Genomic DNA, 23,610 nt, shown 5'->3' with positions numbered 1-23,610 from the left:
AAGATTCCCTCATCGAGGTGTTCACCCCGGGGCCATGCCTTGTGGCCGGGCACACTGCGCCAGCCCCTGGCCGACATGGTTCCGTGGAACCCCTTGCCGTGCACGGCAAGGTCCCGTCGGTGTTGTCCCCGGTGCTGTCCCCGGTGCTGTCCCCGGTGTTGTCCCCGGTGTTGTCCCCGGTGTTGTGAGGCACGCCGATGTAGTTTGATCCAATGGGGTCCGAGAGCTGCGCCGCGCCCGGCGGCGTCCATGCCGGCGGCGTCAGCACCCGGTGGGGCGCGTAACGGCGCGTCGGCGGGTCCAGCGCCTCACCGCCGACACGTCGACCACCCGGTCGGACACCCTCGTCGTCGAGGAGCCGCTGGAGATCCGGGTCAACGGCGCGGCGGTCACGGTGACGATGCGTACCCCCGGCGCGGACGTCGAACTCGCGCAGGGATTCCTGTTCACCGAGGGGGTGATCGCAGGCCGCGCGGACGTGCGCGGTATCCGGTACTGCGGCGGCCGGGACGCCCGTGGCGACGGCGGCGTCAACAACTACGTCAACAACTACAACGTGCTCGAGGTGACCCTGGCGCCCGGCGTCGCGCCGCCGGGTCTCGACGTCACGCGCAACTTCTACACGACCTCGTCGTGCGGGGTATGTGGCAAGGCGTCCCTGGACGCGGTCCGGCTGGCCAGCCGGTTCGCCCCTGGTGCCGACGGCGCCACCGTCGCCGCGGCCACGCTGCACGCGATGCCCCGCCGACTGCGCGCCGCGCAGAAGGTCTTCCACAGCACCGGGGGGCTGCACGCTGCGGCACTGTTCGCGGCTGACGGCGCGACGTTGGCCGTGCGGGAGGACATCGGCCGCCACAATGCCGTCGACAAGGTCATCGGCTGGGCGCTGGAGCACGAGCGGGTGCCGCTGGAAGCGTCGGTGTTGCTGGTCAGCGGGCGCGCGTCGTTCGAGCTGACCCAGAAGGCCGTGATGGCCGGGATCCCCGTGCTGGCCGCGGTGTCCGCGCCGTCGTCGCTGGCGGTCTCGCTCGCCGAGGAATCCGGGGTCACACTCGTCGCTTTCCTGCGCGGGGACTCGATGAACGTCTACACCCGCGCCGACCGGATCACCCGGGGCAGGTCCTAGCCGGCCCGGCCACCCGGTTGTGGATACGCGCGCGACTGGGGATAACCGGCCGCCGATGCCGCGATTCGCGGCCGGCCGTCACACATTCTGTCGGGGCGGGCGAGCAGGGTGGCCGGTGTGACGACAGACAAGACCATGACCCGGATCGAGCTGGGCGCGATGGGCGAGGCGCTCGCCGTGGACCACCTGACCCGGACGGGATTTCGGATCGTGGACCGCAACTGGCGATGCCGCTACGGGGAACTCGACGTGATAGCCGCCGACGACGCCACCCGCACGGTGGTGTTCGTCGAGGTGAAAACGCGCAGCGGCGACGGGTACGGTGGGCTGCCGCACGCGGTCACCCCGCGCAAAGTCGGTCGGGTGCGCCGGCTTGCCGGGCTGTGGTTGGCCGGGCAGGACGCGCACTGGGCCGCCGTGCGCATCGACGTGATCGGCGTGCGGGTCGGGCCCAGAAATTCAGGCCGCACCCCCGAGATCACCCACCTGCGGGGGATCGGCTGATGGCGCTGGGACGGGCGTTCGCGGTCGCCGTGCGCGGGCTGGACGGGGAGATCGTGGAGATCGAGGCCGACATCAGCTCGGGCCTGCCGGGCGTGCACCTGGTGGGGCTGCCCGATGTTGCGCTGCAGGAGTCCCGCGACCGGGTGCGGGCGGCGGTCACCAACTGCGGCAACAGCTGGCCCCAGGCCCGGCTCACGCTCGCGCTGTCGCCGGCGACGCTGCCCAAGATGGGCTCGGTCTACGACATCGCCCTGGCGGCAGCGGTGCTCTCGGCGCAGCGGAAAACCCCGTGGGAGCTCCTGGACAAGACGGTCCTGTTGGGCGAGCTGTCGCTGGACGGGCGGGTCCGGCCGGTGCGCGGGGTGCTGCCCGCCGTGCTCGCTGCCAAGCGCGAGGGCTGGCCGGTGGTCGTGGTCCCGGTGGACAACCTGGCCGAGGCCAGCCTGGTCGACGGCATCGACGTCTGGGGAGTGCGCACCCTGGGGCAGTTGCAGAGCTGGCTGTCCGGGTCGGCCCGCCTGAGCGAACGGGTCCGTGCGGCCACCACCGGTTCGGGGCCCTCGTCCGACCTCGCCGACGTGTTGGGCCAGGCGCAGGCGCGCTTCGCAGTGGAGGTCGCGGCCGCCGGTGCGCATCATCTGATGCTGACCGGGCCGCCGGGGGTCGGAAAAACGATGCTGGCGCAACGTCTTCCGGGGTTGCTTCCGCCGCTGTCGGAAAGCGAGGCCCTGGAGGTCACCGCGATCCACTCGGTGGCCGGCCTGCTGTCGTCGAACACGCCCCTGATCACCAGGGCACCGTTCGTGGCGCCGCATCACAGCTCCAGCGTCGCGGCGCTGGTCGGCGGTGGCGCGGGGATGGCCCGCCCGGGTGCGGTCAGCCGCGCCCATCGCGGAGTTCTTTTCCTCGACGAATGCGCCGAGGTCAGTGTCGCCGCGCTGGAGTCGCTGCGGACTCCGTTGGAGGACGGTCAGATCCGTCTTGCCCGCCGCGACGGAGTGGCCTGCTACCCGGCCCGCTTCCAGCTGGTGCTGGCCGCCAACCCGTGCCCGTGTGCGCCGGCCGATCCTCAGGATTGCATCTGCGCGGCCGCGACAAAGCGGCGATATCTGGGCAAACTATCCGGCCCACTGCTGGACCGGGTGGACCTGCGGGTGCAGATGAACCCGGTACGGGCCGGAGCGTTCTCGGTCGCCGACGGTGAATCAACCGAGCGGGTCCGCCGGCGGGTGGCGCTGGCTCGTGAGGCGGCCGCCGCGCGGTGGCGCCCCCACGGGTTCCGCACCAATGCTGAGGTCGGCGGGCCGTTGCTGCGGCGCAGGTTCCGCCTCGGCAATGCCGCCATGGAGCCGCTGCGCGGCGCGCTGGATCGCGGGTTGCTCAGTATCCGCGGTGTGGACCGCACCCTGCGGGTGGCGTGGAGCCTGGCCGACCTGGCCGGCCGGGACCTCCCCGGGCTCGACGAAGTCGCCGCCGCGCTCAGCTTCCGGCAGATGGGGGCGCGGCGATGACGGAACCGGTCGACGACCCCACGGCCCTTGCCTGGGCCTACCTGTCACGGGTGGCCGAGCCGCCCTGCCCGCAACTGGCGGCCCTGGCGCGCTCTGTCGGCCCGGTAGAGGCAGCCGACCGGGTCCGGCGCGGATTGGTCGGAGACGACCTGGCGCGGCACACCGCGGCGCGCCGGGAAACCGACCGGGCCGCAGCCGATCTCGCGCTGCTCGCGACCCGCGGCGGGCGACTGGTCACGCCCGGCACCGACGAGTGGCCGCTGCTGGCCTTCGCGGCATTCGGCGCTCGACCCGGCGCGCGGCCGGGCGCAAACCCGCCGATGGTGCTGTGGGCACAGGGCCCGGCGCGTCTGGACGAGGTGAGCGAACGTGCGGCCGCGGTGGTCGGCACCCGCGCTTCGACCGCGTACGGCGAGCAGGTGACGGCCGACCTGGTGGCCGGTCTGACCGAACGAGACATCGCGGTCGTCTCCGGCGGTGCCTACGGCATCGACGGCGCGGCGCACCGCGCGGCGCTGACCTGTGACGGCATCACGGTGGCCGCCCTCGCCGGCGGGCTGGACGTCGCGTACCCGGCTGGCCATTCGGCCCTGCTGCACCGCATCGGCCGACACGGGCTGTTGTTCAGCGAATACCCGCCCGGGGTACGCCCCGCCCGGCACCGGTTCCTGACCCGCAACCGCCTGGTCGCCGCGGTCACGGGCGCGGTCGTGGTGGTGGAGGCAGGCCTGCGCAGCGGGGCGGCGAACACGGCCGCCTGGGCGCGGGCCCTGGGCCGGGTGGTGGGCGCGGTGCCCGGGCCCGTGACCTCGTCGGCGTCCGCGGGCTGTCACGTGCTGCTGCGCCACGGCGCGCAGCTGGTCACCCGGCCCGAGGACATCGTCGAGTTCGTCGGCCGCATCGGCGAGCTGGCACCCGAACAGCCGCGCCCGGCCACCGCCCTCGACGGGCTCAGCCAGGAGCAGCGTCAGGTCTACGAGGCACTGCCGGGGCGCGGCGCAGCCACGGTCGAGGAGGTCGCGGTGGCGTCGGGCCTGCCGGCGGAGCAGGTGCTGGGGCCGCTGGCGATCCTCGAGGTGGCCGGGCTGGTGGAGCGCGCCGACGGCCGCTGGAAAGTCGTGCACGCGAACGCCGCCCGAGCTGGGCGGACGCCGTGGCTCGTATAGTCGTCACCGGCCGGGTCTGGAAGGGAGGGCACGTGGCAGGTCGACCTCTGCAAACCTTTGAAGTCGCCGGTAGGCGACAGCTGTCACCCCACATGATCCGGGTTCTGCTCGGCAGCAGCGAGTTCTCCACCTTCGTGCCCAACAGGTTCACCGACACCTACGTCAAGATGGTTTTCGTCGCGGACGACGTCGACGTCGCCGCGCTGCCGCGGCCGCTGACGCTGGACAGCTTCGCCGAGCTGCCGCCCGCGCGGAAACCCCCGGTGCGAACCATGACAGTCCGCCGCGTCGACGCGGTGAACCAGCAGATCGCCGTCGACATCGCCGTGCACGGTGAGCACGGTGTGGCGGGTCCCTGGGCGACCGCGGCCCGACCGGGCCAGCCGGTGTACCTGATGGGCCCCGGTGGCGCCTACACCCCCGACCCGGCCGCCGATTGGCATCTGCTGGCCGGAGACGAGTCCGCGCTGCCGGCGATCGCCGCCGCGCTGGAGGCGCTGCCCGCCGACTCGGTCGGCAAGGCGTTCATCGAGGTGGCCAACCCCGAGGACGAGATCCCGTTGATCGCACCGGAGTCCGTCGAGGTGCACTGGGTCTACCGCGGCGGTCGCGCCGATCTGGTGCCCGAAGACCGCGCCGGCGACCATGCGCCGCTGATCGAGGCGGTCACCACCACGCCGTGGCTGCCGGGGCAGGTGCACGTTTTCATCCACGGCGAGGCGCAGGCCGTCATGCACAACCTGCGGCCCTACGTCCGTCACGAGCGCGGTGTGGATGCGCGCTGGGCGTCGTCGATCTCGGGCTACTGGCGGCGCGGTCGCACCGAGGAGACCTTCCGGCAGTGGAAGAAGGAGCTGGCCCTGAAGGAAGCGGAGGCGCGGGGGGCACTCCGGTAGGCCCCGGAGGTCGTCCGCCGCGCCGGCTGGCATTCTCATCGCATGCCACATTTCGGGGACTACCAGAACGAGATCTACCTGCAGGGCCTGGCCGGGGTTGTGCCGTCTTTGCCGATGGCCTTCGCCGAGCTCGAAGCCAAGGCCGAAACGGCGCTGCCGCCGTCCGTGTGGTCCTACGTCGCCGGGGGTGCGGGCAACGAACGCACGCAACGGGCCAACTGCGAGGCTTTCGACCGCTGCGGTCTGGTGCCGCGCATGCTGGTCGGCGCCGAACAGCGCGACCTGTCCGTCGAGTTGTTCGGCATGACGCTGCCGACCCCGATCTTCATGGCGCCGATCGGCGTCATCGGCCTGTGCGCCCAGGACGGGCACGGCGACCTGGCCACCGCCCGCGCGGCCGCGCGCACCGGCGTGCCCATGGTGGCCTCCACGCTGTCGGTCGACCCCATGGAGGACGTCGCCGCCGCGCTCGGCAACACTCCCGGATTCTTCCAGCTCTACACGCCGACCGACCGAGAGCTGGCCGCCAGCCTGGTGCAACGCGCCGAGGCCGCCGGCTTCAAAGGCATCGTCGTCACCCTCGACACCTGGGTCACCGGGTGGCGGCCCCGCGACCTGAGCACCTCGAACTTCCCGCAGCTGCGCGGCCACTGCCTGGCCAACTACACCAGCGACCCCGTCTTCCGGGCGGGCCTGGCACGCCCGCCGGAGGAGGACCCCCAGGGCGCGGTGCTGCGCTGGGTGCAGCTGTTCGCGAACGCGCTGAGCTGGGATGACCTCGCCTGGCTGCGCTCGTTGACCGACCTTCCGCTGCTCCTGAAGGGCATCTGCCATCCCGACGACGCCCGGCGCGCCAAGGACGGCGGCGTCGACGGCATCTACTGCTCCAACCACGGCGGTCGCCAGGCCAACGGCGGCCTGCCCGCATTGGACTCCCTGCGCGAGGTCGTGGAGGCGGCCGACGGGCTGCCGGTGTTGTTCGACTCTGGGGTCCGCAGCGGCGCCGACGTCGTCAAGGCGCTCGCGCTGGGCGCGACGGCGGTGGGTGTCGGCCGGCCCTACGCGTACGGCCTGGCCCTCGGCGGTGCCGACGGGGTCGTGCACGTGCTGCGCATGATGCTGGCCGAGGCGGACCTGATCATGGCCGTGGACGGATATCCGACGCGCAAAGATCTCACGCCGGACACGCTGCGGCGCGTCGACTGAGCAATGCGGCGTGCGGTCTGCGAGCGTGGACCAGTGCCGGACAGCGAACACGTCCTCGAGGAGTTCGACGAGTACCTGGCGCTGCAGTGCGGCCGCTCGGCGCACACCCGCCGCGCCTATCTGGGTGACCTGCGCTCGCTGCTGGCGTTCTGCGTCGGGCGCGGGGTCGGCCTGGACGGGTTGAGCCTGCCGGTGCTGCGGTCGTGGCTGGCCGCGGCGGCCGGCGCGGGTGCGGCTCGCACCACGCTGGCCCGGCGCACCTCGGCGGTCAAGGCGTTCACCGCCTGGGCGGCGCGGCGCGGCCTGCTCGACGGGGATCCGGCCGCCCGGCTACAGGTGCCCAAAGCGCATCGCACGTTGCCGTCCGTGCTGCGCCAGGATCAGGCTGCCGACGCCATGGCGGCCGCGAAATCCGGCGCGCAGCAAGGCGATCCGCTGGCATTGCGGGACCGGCTGATCGTCGAGCTGCTGTACGCGACCGGGATCCGGGTGAGCGAGTTGTGCGGCCTGGACGTCGATGACGTCGACACCCGGTACCGGCTGGTGCGTGTCCTGGGCAAAGGCAACAAGCAGCGCACCGTGCCGTTCGGGCTGCCGGCGTCCGAAGCGCTCGGCGCGTGGTTGGCCGGCGGGCGTCCCGCCCTGGTGACCGCCGAGTCGGGTCCGGCGCTGCTGCTGGGAGCCCGGGGCCGGCGGCTCGACGTGCGCCAGGCCCGCACTGTCGTACACCAGACCGTCGCCGCGGTCGACGGCGCGCCCGACATGGGCCCGCACGGCCTGCGGCACAGCGCGGCCACGCACCTGCTCGAAGGGGGAGCCGACCTGCGGGTGGTGCAGGAACTGCTCGGGCATTCCAGCCTGGCGACCACCCAGCTCTACACCCATGTCGCGGTGTCGCGACTGCGGGCGGTGCACGACCAGGCCCATCCGCGTGCCTAGTTTTCGCCGCGAACAAACCTCACCCGCCCAGCGGCTTGAGTCGCACCGGTGTGGACCTCAACAGGCCCAGCGGATCCACGTAGCGGGCGCCCGACGCGGGCCCCCACATGGCACCCCAGTGCAGGCACGCCCCTCCAGCTCCCGAGGCCCGGCACCCCGAGTGCCCCGCCACCAACAAGCCGATCACCGTTGCGGCCGTCACGGTCTGACCTGGGCGCACCGCCGCCCGGACGGGCTCGTAGCTGGTGCGCAATCCGCCGGGATGGGCCAGCGACACGACCGGTCGCCCGGCCAGCAACCCGGCGAACACCACGGTCGCGGTGCCTGCTGCATACACCGGTTGGCCGGGTGAGCCGGCCAGGTCGACGCCCCGATGTCCGGGCTGCCAGTCCGGCGACGGGGCGTCGAATCCGCGGGTGACGGCCGGGGGCGGCCGCAACGGCCAATCCAGCCGCTCGTCGCCGGCTCGCGCCGGCGCGGCGCTGGGCACGCACAACAGGGCCAAACCCAGGAGTAGCGCCCACCGCACACCTCCATTGAGCGCCGCCCCGCGGTTGCGGACACCCATACCAGCGGGTTCTGTGGATGAAGACGCCGCTGGGGAGAACTGGTCAAACCACCCGAGGGACCCGTGTAAACTTCCGGACGCAGCTCGCTTGCGGGCTGACTTCGCGCGCCTGCACCGCGACTCCTGTAGCACGAGGAGCCCGCACCGCATGCCGGGCGGTCCCGTCCGGGTTTTCCTGGCCGGGTCCGGCACGCAGCAGACGCCAGGGCCCGGCCTCACCCGATGCCGGGCGGCAACCGACACACGTAAGGCACATCCATGGCCGTAGTCACCATGAAGCAGCTGTTGGACAGCGGCACCCACTTCGGGCATCAGACCCGTCGTTGGAACCCCAAGATGAAGCGGTTCATCTTCACCGATCGCAACGGCATCTACATCATCGACCTGCAGCAGACGCTGACCTTCATCGACAAGGCGTACGAGTTCGTCAAGGAGACCGTCGCCCACGGCGGCACGGTGCTGTTCGTCGGCACCAAGAAGCAGGCACAGGAATCCGTCGCGGCCGAGGCCACCCGCGTCGGCATGCCGTACGTCAACCAGCGCTGGCTGGGCGGCATGCTGACCAACTTCTCCACCGTGCACAAGCGGCTGCAGCGCCTCAAGGAGCTCGAGGCGATGGAAAAGACCGGGGGCTTCGAGGGCCGCACCAAGAAGGAAATCCTGATGCTTACCCGTGAGAAGAACAAGCTGGAGCGCAGTCTCGGCGGTATCCGCGACATGGCCAAGGTGCCCTCGGCGATCTGGGTGGTCGACACCAACAAGGAGCACATCGCCGTCGGCGAGGCCCGCAAGCTGGGCATCCCGGTGATCGCGATCCTGGACACCAACTGCGACCCCGACGAGGTCGACTACCCGATTCCGGGCAACGACGACGCGATCCGCTCGGCCGCGCTGCTGACCAAGGTGATCGCCTCGGCCGTCGCCGAGGGTCTGCAGGCTCGTGCCGGCGCGGGCCGCGGCGACGGCAAGCCCGAGGTCGAGGCCGCCGAGCCGCTCGCCGAATGGGAGCAGGAGCTGCTGGCTTCCGCAACGGCGACAGCCACGGCAACCGCTGGCGCCGACACCGCCGCCGCTGTCGGCAGTGAAGCCGCAGCGGATGCAACCGAACCGACCGCTGACCCCTCATAGGAAGGCTGATATGGCGAACTTCACCGCTGCCGACGTCAAGCGGCTTCGGGAGCTCACCGGCGCCGGGATGCTCGACTGCAAGAACTCGCTGGCCGACAGCGACGGCGACTTCGACAAAGCCGTCGAAGCGCTCCGCATCAAGGGCGCCAAGGACGTCGGTAAGCGTGCCGAGCGGGCCACGGCTGAAGGCCTGGTCGCGGCCAAGGGCGGCGCGCTGGTCGAGCTCAACTCCGAGACCGACTTCGTCGCCAAGAATGCCGAGTTCCAGGCGCTGGCCGAGCAGATCGTCGACGCCGCGCTGGACGCCAAGGCCACCGACCTCGACACGCTGAAAGCGGCCTCAATTTCTGGAGGGCTCGGCGAGAAGACCGTCGAGCAGGCCATCGCCGACCTGTCGGCCAAGATCGGTGAGAAGCTCGAACTGCGCCGCGTGCAGTACTTCGACGGCAACGTCGAGACCTATCTGCACAGACGGGCCGCCGACCTGCCGCCGGCGGTTGGTGTGCTGGTCGAGTTCGGCCCGGGTCCGGACCCGGACACCAGCGCAGCCGCGGCGCATGCCGCCGCGCTGCAGATCGCCGCGCTCAAGGCGCGCTACCTGTCGCGCGATGACGTGCCCGCGGACGTCGTGGCCAGCGAGCGCCGCATCGCCGAGGAAACCGCCAAGGCGGAGGGCAAGCCGGAGCAGGCGCTGCCCAAGATCGTCGAGGGCCGACTGAACGGCTTCTTCAAGGATGCGGTACTGCTCGAGCAGCCGTCGGTGTCCGACAACAAGAAGACGGTGCAGGCCCTGCTCGGCGAGGCCGGCGTGACGGTGACGCGGTTCGTCCGCTTCGAGGTGGGTCAAGCCTAGCTAGGCTGCCTTCATGCGACGCGTGCACGCTTTCGGTGAGGACGCACTCGGCGAACTCGACGCGGTCGGCCTGGCCGAGGCCCTGCGTGCGGGCCGGGTCGGCCGGGCCGAGGTGATCGAGGCGGCCATCGCCCGCACCGAGGCCGTCGACCCGGTGCTCAACGGCTTGGCGTACGCCACGTTCCGGCAGGCCCGGGCGGCCGCTGGCGAACCGTTGGGTGACGGGTTTTTCGCCGGGGTTCCGACGTTCATCAAGGACAACGTGGACGTCGCGGGCCAGCCGACGATGCACGGCACCGACGCGTGGACGCCATGGAATGCCGTCGGCAACAGCGAGTTCACCGATCTGTACCTGGCCACCGGGCTGACATCGCTGGGCAAGACGCAGTTGTCGGAGTTCGGCTTCAGCGCCTCGGCCGAACACCCCCGACTGGGGCCGGTCCGCAATCCGTGGGACACCGACTACAGCGCCGGCGCGTCGTCGTCGGGATCGGGTGCGTTCGTCGCCGCCGGTGTGGTGCCGATCGCGCACGCCAACGACGGTGGCGGGTCGATCCGAATTCCGGCCGCCTGCAACGGGATCGTCGGGCTAAAGCCGTCGCGTGGCCGGCTGCCACTGGACCCGATGCTGCGGCGGATGCCGGTGGGCATCGTCACCAACGGCGTGGTGACCCGCTCGGTGCGCGACACCGCGGTCTTCTACCGTGAGGCCGAGCGCATCTGGCGCAATCACAGGCTGGCTCCGGTCGGCGACGTCACCGGCCCCGGTCGGCAGCGCCTGCGGATCGCCGTGCTGACCCGTTCGGTTCGGCAGGAGTGCAGTCCCGAGATGCGGGAGCTGACGCTGGAGGCGGCCGGGCTCCTCGAAGGGCTGGGCCACCGCGTCGAACGTATCGACGAGCCGCCCGTGCCGGCCAGTTTCGTCGACGATTTCGTCCTGTACTGGGGTTCCCTGGCGTTGGCGCAGGTACGTGCCGGGCGGCGGATTTTCGGCAGAACGTTCGACCGCGACCGCCTCGACAGCCTGACGCTGGGCTTGGAGCGACACAGCGGCCGCAACCTGCACCGCCTTCCGTTGGCCATCATGCGCCTGCGCAGGCTGCGGAGACGTACCGCGGAATTCTTCGGCACCTACGACGCGGTGCTCACCCCGACCCTGGCCGACCGCACCCCCCGCATCGGTCATCTGGCTCCCACCGACTATCACCGGCTCATCGACCGGCTGATCGACTGGGTGGCGTTCACCCCGACGCAGAACGTCACCGGCGAGCCGGCGATCTCCCTGCCGGTGGCCCAGTCGGCCGACGGTATGCCGGTGGGCATGATGCTCTCGGCGGACATGGGCCAGGAGGCGCTGCTGCTGGAGCTGGCCTACGAGCTCGAAGAGGCCCGGCCCTGGGCACGCATCCAATCCGTCGGTTCGTCCGCCTGAACCACGCCTAGCCGCGACCGATTTCGCGCGCATCCGGCTTGCCGCCGGGGGTTGAGGGCGGCGATAGGGGGAGTGCGCCAGCTCCGAGCTTCTCGAGCATCCGCTTGAACTCGCGCCGCTGAGCATCGGTCAGCTTCGACAAGATGCGGGCGTCGGCAGCGCGCACCGCGTTCTCCGCGCGCTTGAGCAACTCGCGGCCCCGGCCGGTCAGCGTGGCCGGCAGCGCCCGCCCGGACGAGACCGACGCCGGCCGTGTCACCGCCCCATCGTCTTCCAGTTTGCGTAGCACGGAGTTCATTGCCTGCGGCGTGACGTTGGTGTGCCGGGACAACTCGGCGCTGGACAGCCCGGGAGATGTCGAAAGGAGTCGAAGGCATACGAATTCGGGCAGTGTGAGCCCCAGCGGGCCCAAGACCGCGGCAACCTCTGGGCGCAGGACGGCGCCGACCCGGTAGAGCAGGTAACCGAGCGGAGCGTCGTCAGCCTGAACCATGTCAGCGATATTGACATATTCTTGCCGGCGAAGCCGACGACACGCGTTTCCCCGCCCCGATTGCGGGTACAGGGCGTCCATGACGCTGGGGCTTCGTCCATGACGCGGGGGCTTCGTCCATGACGCGGGGGCTGAGGGCGTGCCTCACGCTGAGGCTGTTGCGGGCCCGTCGCGAGGCGGCAGACAAGCCTGCCGGCCGGCCGCGGGATTGCCGGGACCGCTCCGCCCGACGGCCCTTGCTGATCAGAGGAGGCCGCAGCATCGCCGATCGACTCGAAACCGGCAGTGCAACGCCGAAAAGCGTGGTTTGGGAAAGCAATTCGCCTGCCGAGGGACGGGGCCTGGTCGGCACTGCAGGTGGAGGCGATTCGCGCGGCGAGGACGAAGCTTCGCTCACCGGAGCAGGACTGGCCTGGCCCGGCTGATGGCGGTGAAGCAAAAGCGGAGCCGACGACAACGAGGATGGAGACAACGATGAGCAGCATTCGCCGGATGCTTCGATTGACGGTCGCCGGGATTGTGGCGGCGACGATACCGGGACTTGCCGGAGTGAGCGGGGTTGCGGCGCCCGCTCGGGCGGCGGCGCCGGAATTCCTGAAAGTGCCCTCACCCTCGATGGGGCACGACATCACGATCGAGTTCCAACAGGGCGGCGCGCCGGCCGTGTACCTGCTGGACGGGTTGCGGGCCCAGGACGACCGCAACGGTTGGGACATCAACACCAACGCATTCGCCGACTACGCCGGCTCGGGCATCTCGGTGGTCATGCCCGTAGGCGGGCGGTCAAGCTTCTACACCGACTGGTACGGGCCGGCCAACAACAGCGACGGGCCTCCCCAGACGTACAAGTGGGAAACCTTTCTGACCAGCGAGTTGCCCGGCTACCTGGCGAACAGGGGCGTCCGCAGAACCGGTAATGCCATCGTCGGGATCTCCATGTCGGGCTCCTCTGCCCTGATCCTGGCGGCCTATCACCCCCGGCAGTTCACCTACGCAGGCTCGCTGTCGGCCTACCTGACCCCTTCGAGTGGTTCGGGGCCGATGTACATCGGGATGGCCATGGGCAACGAGGGTGGATTCAACCCCCAGGACATGTGGGGACCCGACGGCGGACCCGGTTGGCAACGAAACGATCCCACCGTCCAGGTCGGCAGGTTGGTCGCGAACAACACGCGGCTGTGGGTCTACAGCGGCAACGGGAGGGAGTCCGACATCGGCGAGGGCAGCATCCCGGGCACCGTCATCGAGCAGGTGGTCCTGGACAGCAACCTGGCGTTCAAGGACGCCTACATCGGTGCGGGCGGCCACAACGCGACGTTCAACATCGACCAGAACGGCGTGCACAGTTGGGGTTACTGGGGTGCCCAGTTGGCGGCGATGAAGCCGGACATGCAGCGGACGCTCGGCGCCGGCGGGGCGTCCGGATAACCGTTTCCACCCGGACTCCGTCGCGAACTCCTTCCCGGACTCCTTGGCGTTCGAGCCCGGCGAGCAGATCGGTACCGCGTGTGCGACCCGGGCAGCACTCGCTGACGCCGGAGACATGGTGCAGTGCGACGCTCAGCCGCAGTCCGCGTCCGGGGCGGGCGGCGGGGACGGCAGCCGCGAGGATGCCGTGTCGTCGACGATCCATCGCGGCTGCGGCGGCGTCGCCGCCATGTACCCAACCCCGCGGACGGTGTCGATCATCGACGCGTGTTCGGCTCCGAGCTTGGCGCGCAGCCGCCGCACGTGGACGTCGACCGTGCGGACACGGCCGGTGCTGTCGTAGCCCCACACCTCGTGCAGCAGCCGGGTACGGGTGAACGCGTGGCCGGCGTGCTGCACCAGGAAGATCAACAATCTGAACTCGGTGAGCGTCAGGTGCAGGTCCGCGCCGTCCAGCGAGCCCGTGCAGCTGGCCGGGTGCAGCACCAAGCCGCCGAACTTCAGCGAGCCCTGCAGTGCGCTGCGCCGCCGCGCGATGGCCAGCCGGAGCCGTACCTGCAGTTCGTCGCCCTCCGCCGCGGGCGGCATCACGTCGTCGAAATGCCGGTCGGCGTCGATCCCGGCGAAGTCCGCGGGTGCCACGATGGCCACCGCCGCTGTCGTCGGCGCGTCCGCGGTCAGCCGGCGGCAAACGTCTCGGGCCGCCGCCGGGTCGCTGCGCGCGTCGATGATTGCGACGTCGGCGGCGCAGAGACGCCCGTCGGCGTGTCGGGCAAGTGGCGCGCGTGACAACCTGCCCGCAAAAAATTTCAGCGCCGGCAAGGCCGATTCGAAATCGTCCTCGTCGGTGACCAGTAGAACGTCCAAACGACATCTCCAAAACCGGGGTGTGCTGACGAGGCACCTCGCGCGGAGATGTCTGCCGGCGCGACGTGGATCACCCCTTCGTCAGCAAAATTATGCCAACTCATCGCGGTCTGCGGGCCCGAAGCGTCACAGCCGGGGTTCGCTCGGGAGAAAGTCCTGCTCCTTTGCTCGAGAACCCCCGGTGAAACCGATGAGCCCGGCCCGTGGGAACGGGCCGGGCTCATCGTCGCGACAAGCTACTGGTTGGACTTCTGGCGCTCTTCGGCCAGCGCGGCGCTGCCGCGGGCCGCTTCGGCCTCGGCTTCCTTCTTCGCCGCGTTGCGCTGTGCCTCGGCTTTGTCCTGCTGGGCCTGGCCCTCGCGGGTGAGGTCGTCCTGGCCCGTCAACGCCCCGACGGCCTCCTTGGCCCTGCCTTTGACCTCCTCGACGACGCCCTTCACGGCTTCCGCGGGTCCGGAGTTGTTGGTGTCCGCCATGGATCAGCTCCTCTTTGGTGGCGTACGTGGAAACGAGCGGTTCGCGCTCCTCGCCGATCGGTGAACGATTCGGCAACACAGCAGCCGACGGCCCTACTTCTCAAGACCGTGGTTTCCTGCTGCCCTGCGGTCTGTTCCCGTGCCGGCGCGCGATCAAACATCGCCGGTGAGGCGGGCGCGCACCGGGGGCGCAACCTTTGCCGGTAATCCACCCCGCCCCTGCCGGAGTGTGCTGCGATGAGGCAGGATGTGAAAGGCCGTCCCGGAGGAGTTCGCCCGGGATGGCGCTCTCATGCGAGGAGTCTGATGACGAAGCCGACGGATAGCGCCAACGGCACACCGGCGAGTCGAGCCACGTATTCGAGGGTGCTGCTCAAGCTGGGCGGCGAGATGTTCGGCGGTGGCCAGGTCGGCCTGGACCCCGACGTGGTGGCCCGGGTGGCCAGTCAGATCGCCGAGGTGGTGCGCACCGGCGTTCAGGTGGCCGTGGTGATCGGCGGAGGGAATTTCTTCCGGGGGGCCCAACTGCAGCACGCGGCATGGAACGCACCAGGTCGGACTACATGGGGATGCTCGGCACGGTCATGAACAGCCTTGCACTGCAGGATTTCCTGGAGAAGGAGGGCATCGTCACCCGGGTCCAGACCGCGATCACCATGGGCCAGGTGGCCGAGCCCTACCTCCCGTTGCGGGCCGTCCGTCACCTGGAGAAGGGCCGGGTGGTCATCTTCGGCGCCGGCATGGGTCTGCCGTACTTCTCCACCGACACCACGGCGGCCCAGCGGGCGCTGGAGATCGGCGCCGACGTCGTCCTGATGGCCAAGGCGGTCGACGGCGTGTTCACCGAGGACCCCCGGGTCAACCCCGAGGCGGAGATGCTGACCGTGATCTCCCATCGCGAGGTGATCGACCGCGGGCTGCGGGTGGCCGATGCCACCGCGTTCAGCCTGTGCATGGACAATGGCATGCCGATCCTGGTGTTCAACCTGCTGACCAATGGCAATATCGCCCGCGCGGTAGGCGGTGAGAAGATCGGAACGCTGGTCACCACCTGAGGGGACGACGTGATGATCCGCGCAGGCGACGATGCAGAGCGTGGCGATGAGGAGGAGCGGCGCAGATGATCCGCGCAGGCGACGATGCAGAGCGTGGCGATGAGGAGGAGCGGCGCAGATGATCGATGAGGCTCTTTTCGACGCGGAAGAGAAGATGGAGAAGGCCGTGGCGGTGGCCCGCGACGACTTGTCGACGATCCGGACAGGTCGCGCCAACCCGGGTATGTTCTCCCGGATCGTGATCGACTACTACGGCGCCAGCACCCCGATCACGCAGCTGGCCGGCATCAACGTCCCCGAGGCGCGTCTGGTCGTGATCAAGCCCTACGAAGCCGGTCAACTCGGTGCGATCGAGACGGCGATCCGCAACTCCGATCTGGGCGTCAACCCCACCAACGACGGCACCCTCATCCGGGTGGCCGTGCCGCAGCTCACCGAGGAACGCCGGCGCGAGCTGGTGAAACAGGCCAAGCACAAGGGCGAGGACGCCAAGGTATCCGTGCGCAACATCCGTCGCAAGGCGATGGAGGAGTTGCACCGCATCCGCAAGGACGGCGAGGCGGGCGAAGACGAGGTCGGGCGAGCGGAAAAGGACCTGGACAAGACGACCCAGCAGTACGTCACCCAGATCGATGAGCTGGTGAAGCACAAAGAAGGCGAGCTGCTGGAGGTCTGACGGCCGCTCAGCAACCAATCCCGTGGCAACCCCTGACGCCGGCAACGGACGCGCGCCCGAGGAGCCGGCGCCCGCAGGCGAGGCTCCCGCACTCGGGAGTACCGGGCGACAAGTAGCCAGGAAGACGTCGCGGGCGGGCCGCGACCTGCCCGCCGCGATCGTGGTCGGTGCGACCATCGGCGCGATCCTGGTGGCGACGCTGCTCTTTGCTCCGCGCTACTGGGTGGTGTACGTCGCCATCGCCATCTTCGTGGCCAGTCACGAAGTGGTGCGCCGACTGCGCGAAGCCGGATACGTCGTACCCGCCGTCCCGTTGCTGGCCGGCGGCCAGCTCACCGTCTGGCTGACCTGGCCGTTCCATGCGGCCGGCGCGATGGCCGGTTTCGGTGTCACGGTGGTGGTCTGCATGATCTGGCGGCTTTTCATGCAGGACAACAGCAAACGGCCCGAGCCGTTCACGGGTTCGCCGTCGGCGAACTACCTGCGTGACGCGTCCGCCACCGTGTTCCTGGCCGCGTGGGTCCCGCTGTTCGCGTCGTTCGCCGCGCTGCTCGTCTACCCCGAAGACGGTGCAGGCCGGGTGTTCTGCCTGATGATCACCGTCGCCGCCGCCGATGTGAGCGCCTACGCCGTAGGGGTGCTGTTCGGCAAGCACCTGATGGCTCCCGCGATCAGCCCGAAGAAGTCGTGGGAGGGTTTCGCGGGTTCGCTGGTCTTCGGGACCGCCGCGGCGACGCTGACCGCGACGTTCCTGGCCGACAAGCCGCCGTGGATCGGGGTTCTGCTCGGCGTCGTGCTCGTGTCGACCTGCACGCTCGGCGACCTGGTGGAGTCACAGGTCAAGCGCGACCTCGGCATCAAGGACATGGGCCGGCTGTTGCCCGGCCACGGCGGCCTGATGGACCGGCTCGACGGCATCCTGCCGTCGGCGGTCGCGGCCTGGACGGTGCTGACGTTGCTGTCGTAGTTGTCGTAGTTGTCGTTGCTGTCGTAGTTGTCGGACCCACGCCCGTCGTGACCGATACTGGACAGGTTATGGTCCAACGACTGGTTTTCGACGAACCGCGCCCCGCCCGGCCGCCGCGGCACCTGGCCGACCTGGACGCGGCCGGCCGCGCGTCGGCCGCGGCGGAGCTGGGACTGCCGGCGTTTCGGGCCAAGCAGCTCGCACACCAGTACTACGGCCGGCTGATCGCCGATCCGCGCCAGATGACAGACCTTCCCGTGGCTGTGCGTGAGCGGGTCGCCGAGGAGATGTTCCCGACGCTGCTCACCGCGGCCGCCGAGGTCGCGTGCGATGCCGGCCAGACCCGCAAGACCCTGTGGCGGGCCACCGACGGCACGACCTTCGAATCGGTGCTGATGCGTTATCCGCAGCGCAATACGGTGTGCATCTCGTCGCAGGCCGGCTGCGGCATGGCCTGCCCGTTCTGCGCGACCGGTCAGGGTGGGTTGCGGCGCAACCTGTCGACCGCCGAGATCCTCGAACAGGTACGCGCCGGTGCCGCGGCGCTGCGCGACGACTCCGACCGGGCCGGCCAGCGGCTGTCCAACGTGGTGTTCATGGGCATGGGGGAGCCGCTGGCCAACTACGCCCGGGTGCTGGCCGCGGTGCAGCGCATCACAGCCCCGCCGCCGAACGGCTTCGGCATCTCCGCCCGTGCGGTGACGGTGTCCACGGTGGGCCTGGTGCCTGCGATCCGCACACTCGCCGACGAGCGGCTCGGAGTGACGCTGGCGTTGTCGCTGCACGCGCCCGACGACCAACTGCGCGACACACTGGTGCCGGTCAACACGCGATGGAAGGTCGGTGAGGCTCTGGCCGCGGCCCGCTACTACGCCGATACGACCGGTCGCCGGGTGTCGGTGGAATACGCGCTGATCCGCGACGTCAACGACCAGGCGTGGCGGGCCGACCTGCTGGGAAAGCGGCTGCATCGCGCGCTCGGGCCCCTGGTGCACGTGAACCTGATCCCGCTCAACCCGACCCCGGGCAGCGCGTGGGACGCCAGCCCGAAGCCGGTGGAGCGGGAGTTCGTCCGGCGGGTGCGGGCCCAGGGGGTGTCGTGCACCGTGCGCGACACCCGCGGCCGCGAGATTGGTGCCGCCTGCGGACAGCTGGCCTTCGAGAAGAAGTAGCCGGCGGGTAGCTACCGGAGCCAGCCGCGGCGGCGGCCCCACAGGTCGCGCACCAGCACGAACAGGGCCACCACGGCGAAAGCGACCAGCCAGATGTCCTCGACGCGGCCGACGTGATTGCCGCGCAGCATCGCTAGCAAGAAGATGACGGCGACCACGCCGACGATATGCCACGTGCGGAGGTTGATCCTGCTCCAGCCCCACGCCGCCGATGGCACCTCGGCAGTGTCGACGGCGGTGTCGACGGCGGCGGAGCGTTCCAGCTCGGTACTGGCCACGGCGAGTCCCTCTCGGATCGGATCGGCTTCTTGGAGGTGATTCTGGCATACCCGCTGCGCGGTCCCGAGAGTTCGGTCGCGGTCGCGCACGTCGTGGACCCTGTCGCCGCCGGACGGCACAATGAGTGGGTGACCACCCCGAGGACCACCCCGAGGACCACCGCGAGGACCACCGCGATGGCCGATCCAACCCGATGACCGACGGGCACACCGAAGGCCGCCTGCGGGTGCTGGTGCTGGGCAGCACCGGCTCGATCGGCACCCAGGCACTCGAGGTCATCGCCGCCAACCCGGACCGTTTCGAGGTGGTCGGGCTGGCCGCCGGGGGCGCGAACCCCGCCGTCCTGGAACGGCAGCGCACCGAGACCGGGGTCACCAATGTCGCCGTCGCCGACGAGCGGGCGGCCGAGCGCGTCGGGGGCGTCCGGTTCCGTGGCCCGGACGCGGTGACCCGGCTGGTGCGGGAAACCGAGGCCGACGTCGTCCTCAACGCGCTGGTGGGTGCGCTGGGCCTGCGCCCGACGCTGGCTGCGCTGGAGTCGGGGGCCCGGCTGGCGCTGGCCAACAAGGAGTCGCTGGTCGCCGGGGGCCCGCTGGTGTTGCGCGCGGCGCGGCCCGGCCAGATCGTGCCCGTCGATTCCGAGCATTCGGCGCTGGCCCAGTGCCTGCGCGGCGGTTCCCCCGGCGAGGTGGCCAATCTGGTGCTGACCGCCTCCGGCGGACCGTTCCGCGGCTGGAGCGCCGCCGACCTGCAGGGCGTCACCCCCGCGCAGGCGGGCGCGCACCCGACCTGGTCGATGGGCCCGATGAACACGCTGAACTCGGCGTCACTGGTCAACAAAGGCCTCGAACTCATCGAGACCCACCTGCTGTTCGGCATCCCCTACGACCGCATCGAGGTGGTCGTTCACCCGCAGTCGATCGTTCATTCGATGGTCACCTTCGTCGACGGCTCGACGATCGCGCAGGCCAGCCCGCCGGATATGAAGCTGCCCATAGCGCTGGCGCTGGGCTGGCCGCACCGGTTGCCCGGGGCGGCTGCCTCCTGCGACTTCAGCACCGCTTCCACCTGGGAATTCGAGCCGCTGGACGGCGACGTCTTCCCTGCGGTCGACCTCGCCCGGCACGCCGGGGAGGCCGGCGGGTGCATGACCGCGGTCTACAACGCCGCCAACGAAGAGGCGGCGGAGGCGTTCCTGGCCGGCCGGATCGGCTTTCCGGGCATCGTCACAACGATCGCCGATGTGCTGCACGCCGCCGACCAATGGGCCCCCAAATTCAGCGAAGCACCCGCTAACGTGGAGGAGGTACTGGACGCGCAGCGCTGGGCGCGCGAGCGGGCCCAGCGCGTCCTCGCGGCAGCGGCGACCGCAACCGGCGCCCCTGGCAAAGTCTCGGGAATGGCTTGAGAAAGGTCTGGCAGCGAAGATGATGTTCGTTATCGGCATTGTGCTGTTCGCGCTCGCCATTCTGGTGTCGGTGGCACTGCACGAGTGCGGTCACATGTGGGCGGCCCGTGCCACAGGCATGAAGGTGCGCCGCTACTTCGTCGGCTTCGGGCCGACGCTGTGGTCGACGCGGCGAGGGGAGACCGAGTACGGCCTCAAGGGTGTTCCGCTGGGCGGGTTCTGCGACATCGCCGGCATGACACCGGTCGAAGATCTGGCACCCGACGAGGCCGAGCGGGCGATGTATAAGCAGGCGACCTGGAAGCGCGTCGCGGTGCTGTTCGCGGGCCCCGGCATGAACTTCGTCATCTGCCTGGTGCTGATCTACGGCATCGCACTGGTCTGGGGGCTGCCGAACCTGCACCCGCCCACCAAGGCTGTGATCGGCGAGACGGCGTGTGTCGCGCCGGAAGTGGCGCCGGGCAAGCTCGGGGACTGCAGCGGTTCGGGACCGGCCGCGCGCGCCGGGATCCGCCCGGGCGACGTCGTGGTCAAGGTCGGCGACACCCCGGTGTCCAGCTTCGAGGAGATGGCCGTGGCGGTCCGCAAGCTGCATGGCTCCGTCCCGGTCGTCGTGGAGCGCGACGGCTCCACCCTCACCACGTACGTCGACATCCAGCCCACGCAGCGCTTCGTCTCCGGCGGGGCCAAGGAACAAGGAAGCCGGCCCGAGGCCGCGACGGTGGGCGCCATCGGCGTCGGCGCCGTCCGGGTCGCGCCCACGCATTACGGCGTGCTCTCGGCGATACCGGCGACGGTCGCCTTCACCGGCGAACTCACTGCCGAGGTGGGCAAGGCGCTGGTGGCGATCCCGACCAAGGTCGGCGCTCTGGTGCACGCCATCGGTGGCGGGCAGCGTGATCCGCAGACGCCGATGAGCGTGGTGGGTGCCAGCATCATCGGCGGCGACACCGTCGACCACGGCCTGTGGGTGGCGTTCTGGTTCTTCCTGGCCCAGCTGAACCTGATTCTGGGCGCGATCAATCTGGTGCCGTTGCTGCCTTTCGACGGCGGTCACATCGGCATCGCGGTGTTCGAGAAGGTCCGCAACATGATCCGGTCCGCCCGCGGCCTGGTCGCCGCCGCTCCGGTGAACTACCTCAAATTAATGCCGGCGACGTACGTGGTCCTGGTGTTCGTGGTGGGGTACATGCTGCTGACCGTGACAGCCGATCTGGTCAACCCGATCAGGCTTTTCCAGTGACCAACCGAAGGAATCGATCACAGTGACCGTTGGCCTGGGCATGCCGGACGCTCCGGTGCCTACGCTCGTCCCCCGCCGCACAACGCGCCAGCTGATGGTCCGCGACGTCGGGGTCGGCAGCGACTATCCGATCTCGGTGCAGTCGATGTGCACCACCAAGACCCATGACGTCAACGCGACGTTGCAGCAGATCGCCGAGCTGACCGCCGCCGGCTGCGACATCGTCCGGGTGGCTTGCCCGCGTCAGGAAGACGCCGATGCGCTGGCCCAGATCGCCCGACACAGCCAGATTCCGGTGATCGCCGACATCCACTTCCAGCCGAAGTACATCTTCGCGGCCATCGACGCCGGCTGCGCGGCGGTGCGGGTGAATCCGGGCAACATCAAGGAGTTCGACGGACGGGTCGGCGAGGTCGCCAAAGCCGCGGCGGCGGCCGGCATCCCCATCCGCATCGGGGTCAACGCCGGCTCGCTGGACAAGCGATTCCTGCAGAAGTACGGCAAGGCCACCCCCGAAGCGCTCGTGGAGTCGGCGCTGTGGGAGGCCTCGCTGTTCGAGGAACAGGGTTTCTCACAACTCAAAATCAGCGTCAAACACAACGATCCGGTGGTGATGGTCGCCGCCTACGAAATGTTGGCGGCGAAGTGCGACTACCCGCTGCACCTCGGGGTCACCGAGGCCGGCCCGGCCTTCCAGGGCACCATCAAGTCCGCGGTCGCATTCGGCGCGCTGCTCTCGCGCGGCATCGGCGACACCATCCGCGTGTCGCTGTCGGCGCCGCCCGTCGAAGAGGTCAAGGTCGGCACCCAGATCCTCGAGTCGCTGAACCTGCGGCCGCGTTCGTTGGAGATCGTGTCCTGCCCGTCGTGCGGTCGCGCGCAGGTCGACGTGTACACCCTGGCCAACGAGGTGAGCGCCGGCCTCGAGGGTCTCGACGTGCCGCTGCGGGTCGCCGTCATGGGTTGCGTCGTCAACGGCCCGGGGGAGGCCCGCGAGGCCGACCTGGGCGTGGCGTCGGGAAATGGCAAGGGCCAGATCTTCGTTCGGGGCGAGGTGATCAAGACCGTGCCCGAATCCCAGATCGTCGAGACCCTGATCGAGGAGGCCATGCGGCTCGCCTCCGAAATGGACTCCGCGGTGCCCGCCGAAACGGGTGACGCATCGGGGGACGGGCCGCAAACAACCGCGGGCGGTTCGCCGGTTGTGACCGTAAGCTGATAGGCGCCGGTGTGCTCGCATCGGTCCTCGGCACCCACCACAGGGAGTTCGCCCCGATGTCGGCTCCGCCCATCTTCCGCCTTGTCGGCGAGCGCTGGGTTTCCGTGGTGCGTGATGCCGCCGCGGTGCGGCGCGTTTTCGACGAAGACCCGGTGGGGTCATGCATGGTCGCTGCACGCGTCGCTGATCATGGCGTCGACCCCAACGCGATCGGCGGGGAGCTGTGGACCCGCCGCGGCCCCCAGGAGTCGCTGTGCTTTGCCGGCGCCAACCTGATCCCGCTGCGTGGCGCACCGGCCGACCTCGACGCGTTCGCGGACGAGGCGATGAGTGGGACGCGGCGCTGCTCGTCGTTGGTGGGCAGGGCCGGCCTCGTGCTGCCGATGTGGGAGCGGCTCGCGGCGGCGTGGGGCCCCGCGCGCGACGTGCGCGAGCAGCAGCCGCTGATGGCACTGTCCGCGCACCCGAACTGCGACATCGACGCCGGGGTGCGCCAGGTCCGGCCGGACGAGTTGGACGCCTACCTGGTGGCCGCCGTCGACATGTTCATCGGCGAGGTCGGGGTCGACCCGCGCCTCGGCGACGGCGGTCGCGGCTACCGGCGCCGGGTGGCCAGCCTGATCGCGGCCGGGCGGGCCTGGGCGCGCTTCGAGGACGGTCAGGTCGTGTTCAAGGCGGAGGTCGGGTCGCAGTCCCCGGCCGTGGGCCAGATCCAGGGTGTCTGGGTGCACCCGGAGTGGCGCGGCCGGGGCCTGGGTACGGGCGGCACCGCCACGGTGGCGGCGGTGATCGTCGGCGCCGGGCGGATCGCCAGCTTGTACGTCAATGACTTCAACACGGTGGCACGCGCGGCATATGCGCGCGTCGGCTTCGCCGAAGTCGGCACTTTCGCGACGGTACTGCTGGACTGACGACCCTCGCGCTCCGGGAATACCGGGCATGCACATCCCGGACATGCACATCCCGGGCATGCACATCCCGGACATAACAGTTGCGTC

21 protein-coding genes and 3 pseudogenes are annotated in these 23,610 nt (G+C 70.1%); 19 read left to right on the top strand and 5 right to left on the bottom strand.

Annotated features, from left to right (window positions below; genetic code table 11):
* The first annotated feature begins 271 nt into the window (after nt 1–271).
* The 7 genes from fdhD to AC2VOK_RS14615 all read left to right on the top strand — a co-directional run bounded on the left by fdhD (nt 272) and on the right by AC2VOK_RS14615 (nt 7,348).
* Entirely contained in the window at nt 272–1,126 is an 855-nt protein-coding gene (gene fdhD / locus AC2VOK_RS14645) for a formate dehydrogenase accessory sulfurtransferase FdhD (protein ID WP_428901131.1), read from the top strand.
* Between the two features lie 117 nt (nt 1,127–1,243).
* Entirely contained in the window at nt 1,244–1,630 is a 387-nt protein-coding gene (locus tag AC2VOK_RS14640; RefSeq protein WP_428901130.1) for a YraN family protein, read from the top strand.
* Entirely contained in the window at nt 1,630–3,141 is a 1,512-nt protein-coding gene (locus AC2VOK_RS14635; protein WP_428901129.1) for a YifB family Mg chelatase-like AAA ATPase, read from the top strand. Before AC2VOK_RS14640 ends, AC2VOK_RS14635 begins: the two co-directional genes overlap by 1 nt.
* Complete coding sequence (gene dprA, locus AC2VOK_RS14630; RefSeq protein ID WP_428901128.1) at nt 3,138–4,307, top strand: DNA-processing protein DprA; 1,170 nt, start codon at nt 3,138–3,140, stop codon at nt 4,305–4,307. The genes AC2VOK_RS14635 and dprA overlap by 4 nt, the downstream gene beginning before the upstream one ends.
* Nucleotides 4,308–4,339: 32 nt before the next feature.
* The gene (locus AC2VOK_RS14625; protein ID WP_428901127.1) at nt 4,340–5,203 is read left to right on the top strand and encodes a siderophore-interacting protein; all 864 of its coding nucleotides are present in this window, start codon (nt 4,340–4,342) and stop codon (nt 5,201–5,203) included.
* 42 nt (nt 5,204–5,245) lie between these two features.
* Complete coding sequence (locus AC2VOK_RS14620) at nt 5,246–6,409, top strand: lactate 2-monooxygenase (RefSeq protein WP_428901126.1); 1,164 nt, start codon at nt 5,246–5,248, stop codon at nt 6,407–6,409.
* A gap of 33 nt (nt 6,410–6,442) precedes the next feature.
* Nucleotides 6,443–7,348 (top strand): tyrosine recombinase XerC, encoded by a 906-nt coding sequence (locus AC2VOK_RS14615; RefSeq protein ID WP_421529783.1) that lies wholly within the window; start codon nt 6,443–6,445, stop codon nt 7,346–7,348.
* 28 nt (nt 7,349–7,376) lie between these two features.
* Here the strand turns inward: AC2VOK_RS14615 and AC2VOK_RS14610 are convergent.
* A pseudogene (locus AC2VOK_RS14610) lies at nt 7,377–7,832 on the bottom strand (M23 family metallopeptidase); the annotation flags it as partial.
* Between the two features lie 342 nt (nt 7,833–8,174).
* Between AC2VOK_RS14610 and rpsB the strand changes: the two are divergent.
* The 3 genes from rpsB to AC2VOK_RS14595 are packed head-to-tail and all read left to right on the top strand — an operon-like array spanning nt 8,175 to nt 11,329.
* Nucleotides 8,175–9,044, top strand: coding sequence for a 30S ribosomal protein S2 (rpsB, locus tag AC2VOK_RS14605; RefSeq protein ID WP_428901125.1), 870 nt, complete (start codon nt 8,175–8,177; stop codon nt 9,042–9,044).
* 10 nt (nt 9,045–9,054) lie between these two features.
* Complete coding sequence (gene tsf / locus AC2VOK_RS14600) at nt 9,055–9,897, top strand: translation elongation factor Ts (protein ID WP_428901124.1); 843 nt, start codon at nt 9,055–9,057, stop codon at nt 9,895–9,897.
* Nucleotides 9,898–9,910: 13 nt separating this feature from the next.
* The gene (locus tag AC2VOK_RS14595; protein ID WP_428901123.1) at nt 9,911–11,329 is read left to right on the top strand and encodes an amidase; all 1,419 of its coding nucleotides are present in this window, start codon (nt 9,911–9,913) and stop codon (nt 11,327–11,329) included.
* 79 nt (nt 11,330–11,408) lie between these two features.
* On the opposite strand, the pseudogene AC2VOK_RS14590 reads toward AC2VOK_RS14595, so the two are convergent.
* Nucleotides 11,409–11,822: pseudogene (locus AC2VOK_RS14590) on the bottom strand (MarR family winged helix-turn-helix transcriptional regulator); the annotation flags it as partial.
* Nucleotides 11,823–12,296: 474 nt separating this feature from the next.
* Here AC2VOK_RS14590 and AC2VOK_RS14585 point away from each other — a divergent pair.
* A complete protein-coding gene (locus tag AC2VOK_RS14585) occupies nt 12,297–13,250 on the top strand; it encodes an esterase family protein (RefSeq protein ID WP_428901122.1) in 954 nt (317 codons plus the stop codon).
* A gap of 132 nt (nt 13,251–13,382) precedes the next feature.
* On the opposite strand, the gene AC2VOK_RS14580 is transcribed toward AC2VOK_RS14585, so the two are convergent.
* Together AC2VOK_RS14580 and mbp1 are read right to left on the bottom strand one after the other, a co-directional pair.
* The gene (locus tag AC2VOK_RS14580; protein ID WP_428901121.1) at nt 13,383–14,117 is read right to left on the bottom strand and encodes a winged helix-turn-helix domain-containing protein; all 735 of its coding nucleotides are present in this window, start codon (nt 14,115–14,117) and stop codon (nt 13,383–13,385) included.
* A 236-nt stretch (nt 14,118–14,353) separates the two neighbouring features.
* A complete protein-coding gene (gene mbp1, locus AC2VOK_RS14575) occupies nt 14,354–14,593 on the bottom strand; it encodes a microaggregate-binding protein 1 (RefSeq protein WP_428901120.1) in 240 nt (79 codons plus the stop codon).
* A 306-nt stretch (nt 14,594–14,899) separates the two neighbouring features.
* Here mbp1 and pyrH point away from each other — a divergent pair.
* The 4 genes and pseudogenes from pyrH to rlmN all read left to right on the top strand — a co-directional run bounded on the left by pyrH (nt 14,900) and on the right by rlmN (nt 18,463).
* Nucleotides 14,900–15,648 (top strand): annotated as a pseudogene (gene pyrH, locus AC2VOK_RS14570) (UMP kinase).
* A gap of 118 nt (nt 15,649–15,766) precedes the next feature.
* Nucleotides 15,767–16,324, top strand: coding sequence for a ribosome recycling factor (frr, locus tag AC2VOK_RS14565; RefSeq protein ID WP_428901119.1), 558 nt, complete (start codon nt 15,767–15,769; stop codon nt 16,322–16,324).
* A gap of 145 nt (nt 16,325–16,469) precedes the next feature.
* Nucleotides 16,470–17,291, top strand: a complete 822-nt coding sequence (locus tag AC2VOK_RS14560) for a phosphatidate cytidylyltransferase (protein WP_428901146.1) — start codon at nt 16,470–16,472, stop codon at nt 17,289–17,291.
* Between the two features lie 68 nt (nt 17,292–17,359).
* Complete coding sequence (gene rlmN / locus AC2VOK_RS14555) at nt 17,360–18,463, top strand: dual-specificity RNA methyltransferase RlmN (protein ID WP_428901118.1); 1,104 nt, start codon at nt 17,360–17,362, stop codon at nt 18,461–18,463.
* A gap of 11 nt (nt 18,464–18,474) precedes the next feature.
* Here rlmN and AC2VOK_RS14550 read toward each other — a convergent pair whose 3' ends face one another.
* Complete coding sequence (locus AC2VOK_RS14550) at nt 18,475–18,741, bottom strand: DUF2631 domain-containing protein (protein ID WP_428901117.1); 267 nt, start codon at nt 18,739–18,741, stop codon at nt 18,475–18,477.
* Between the two features lie 194 nt (nt 18,742–18,935).
* Here AC2VOK_RS14550 and dxr point away from each other — a divergent pair, with 194 nt between their 5' ends.
* The 4 genes from dxr to AC2VOK_RS14530 are packed head-to-tail and all read left to right on the top strand — an operon-like array spanning nt 18,936 to nt 23,523.
* Entirely contained in the window at nt 18,936–20,150 is a 1,215-nt protein-coding gene (gene dxr, locus AC2VOK_RS14545) for a 1-deoxy-D-xylulose-5-phosphate reductoisomerase (protein ID WP_428901145.1), read from the top strand.
* 19 nt (nt 20,151–20,169) lie between these two features.
* Entirely contained in the window at nt 20,170–21,393 is a 1,224-nt protein-coding gene (locus tag AC2VOK_RS14540; RefSeq protein WP_428901116.1) for a M50 family metallopeptidase, read from the top strand.
* Between the two features lie 22 nt (nt 21,394–21,415).
* The gene (gene ispG / locus AC2VOK_RS14535; RefSeq protein WP_428901115.1) at nt 21,416–22,612 is read left to right on the top strand and encodes a flavodoxin-dependent (E)-4-hydroxy-3-methylbut-2-enyl-diphosphate synthase; all 1,197 of its coding nucleotides are present in this window, start codon (nt 21,416–21,418) and stop codon (nt 22,610–22,612) included.
* A 56-nt stretch (nt 22,613–22,668) separates the two neighbouring features.
* Complete coding sequence (locus tag AC2VOK_RS14530) at nt 22,669–23,523, top strand: GNAT family N-acetyltransferase (protein WP_428901144.1); 855 nt, start codon at nt 22,669–22,671, stop codon at nt 23,521–23,523.
* Nucleotides 23,524–23,610: the final 87 nt, after the last annotated feature.

The organism is Mycobacterium sp. TH-M116, assembly GCF_057473685.1.
This window is presented reverse-complemented; position numbering and strand designations above follow the sequence as displayed.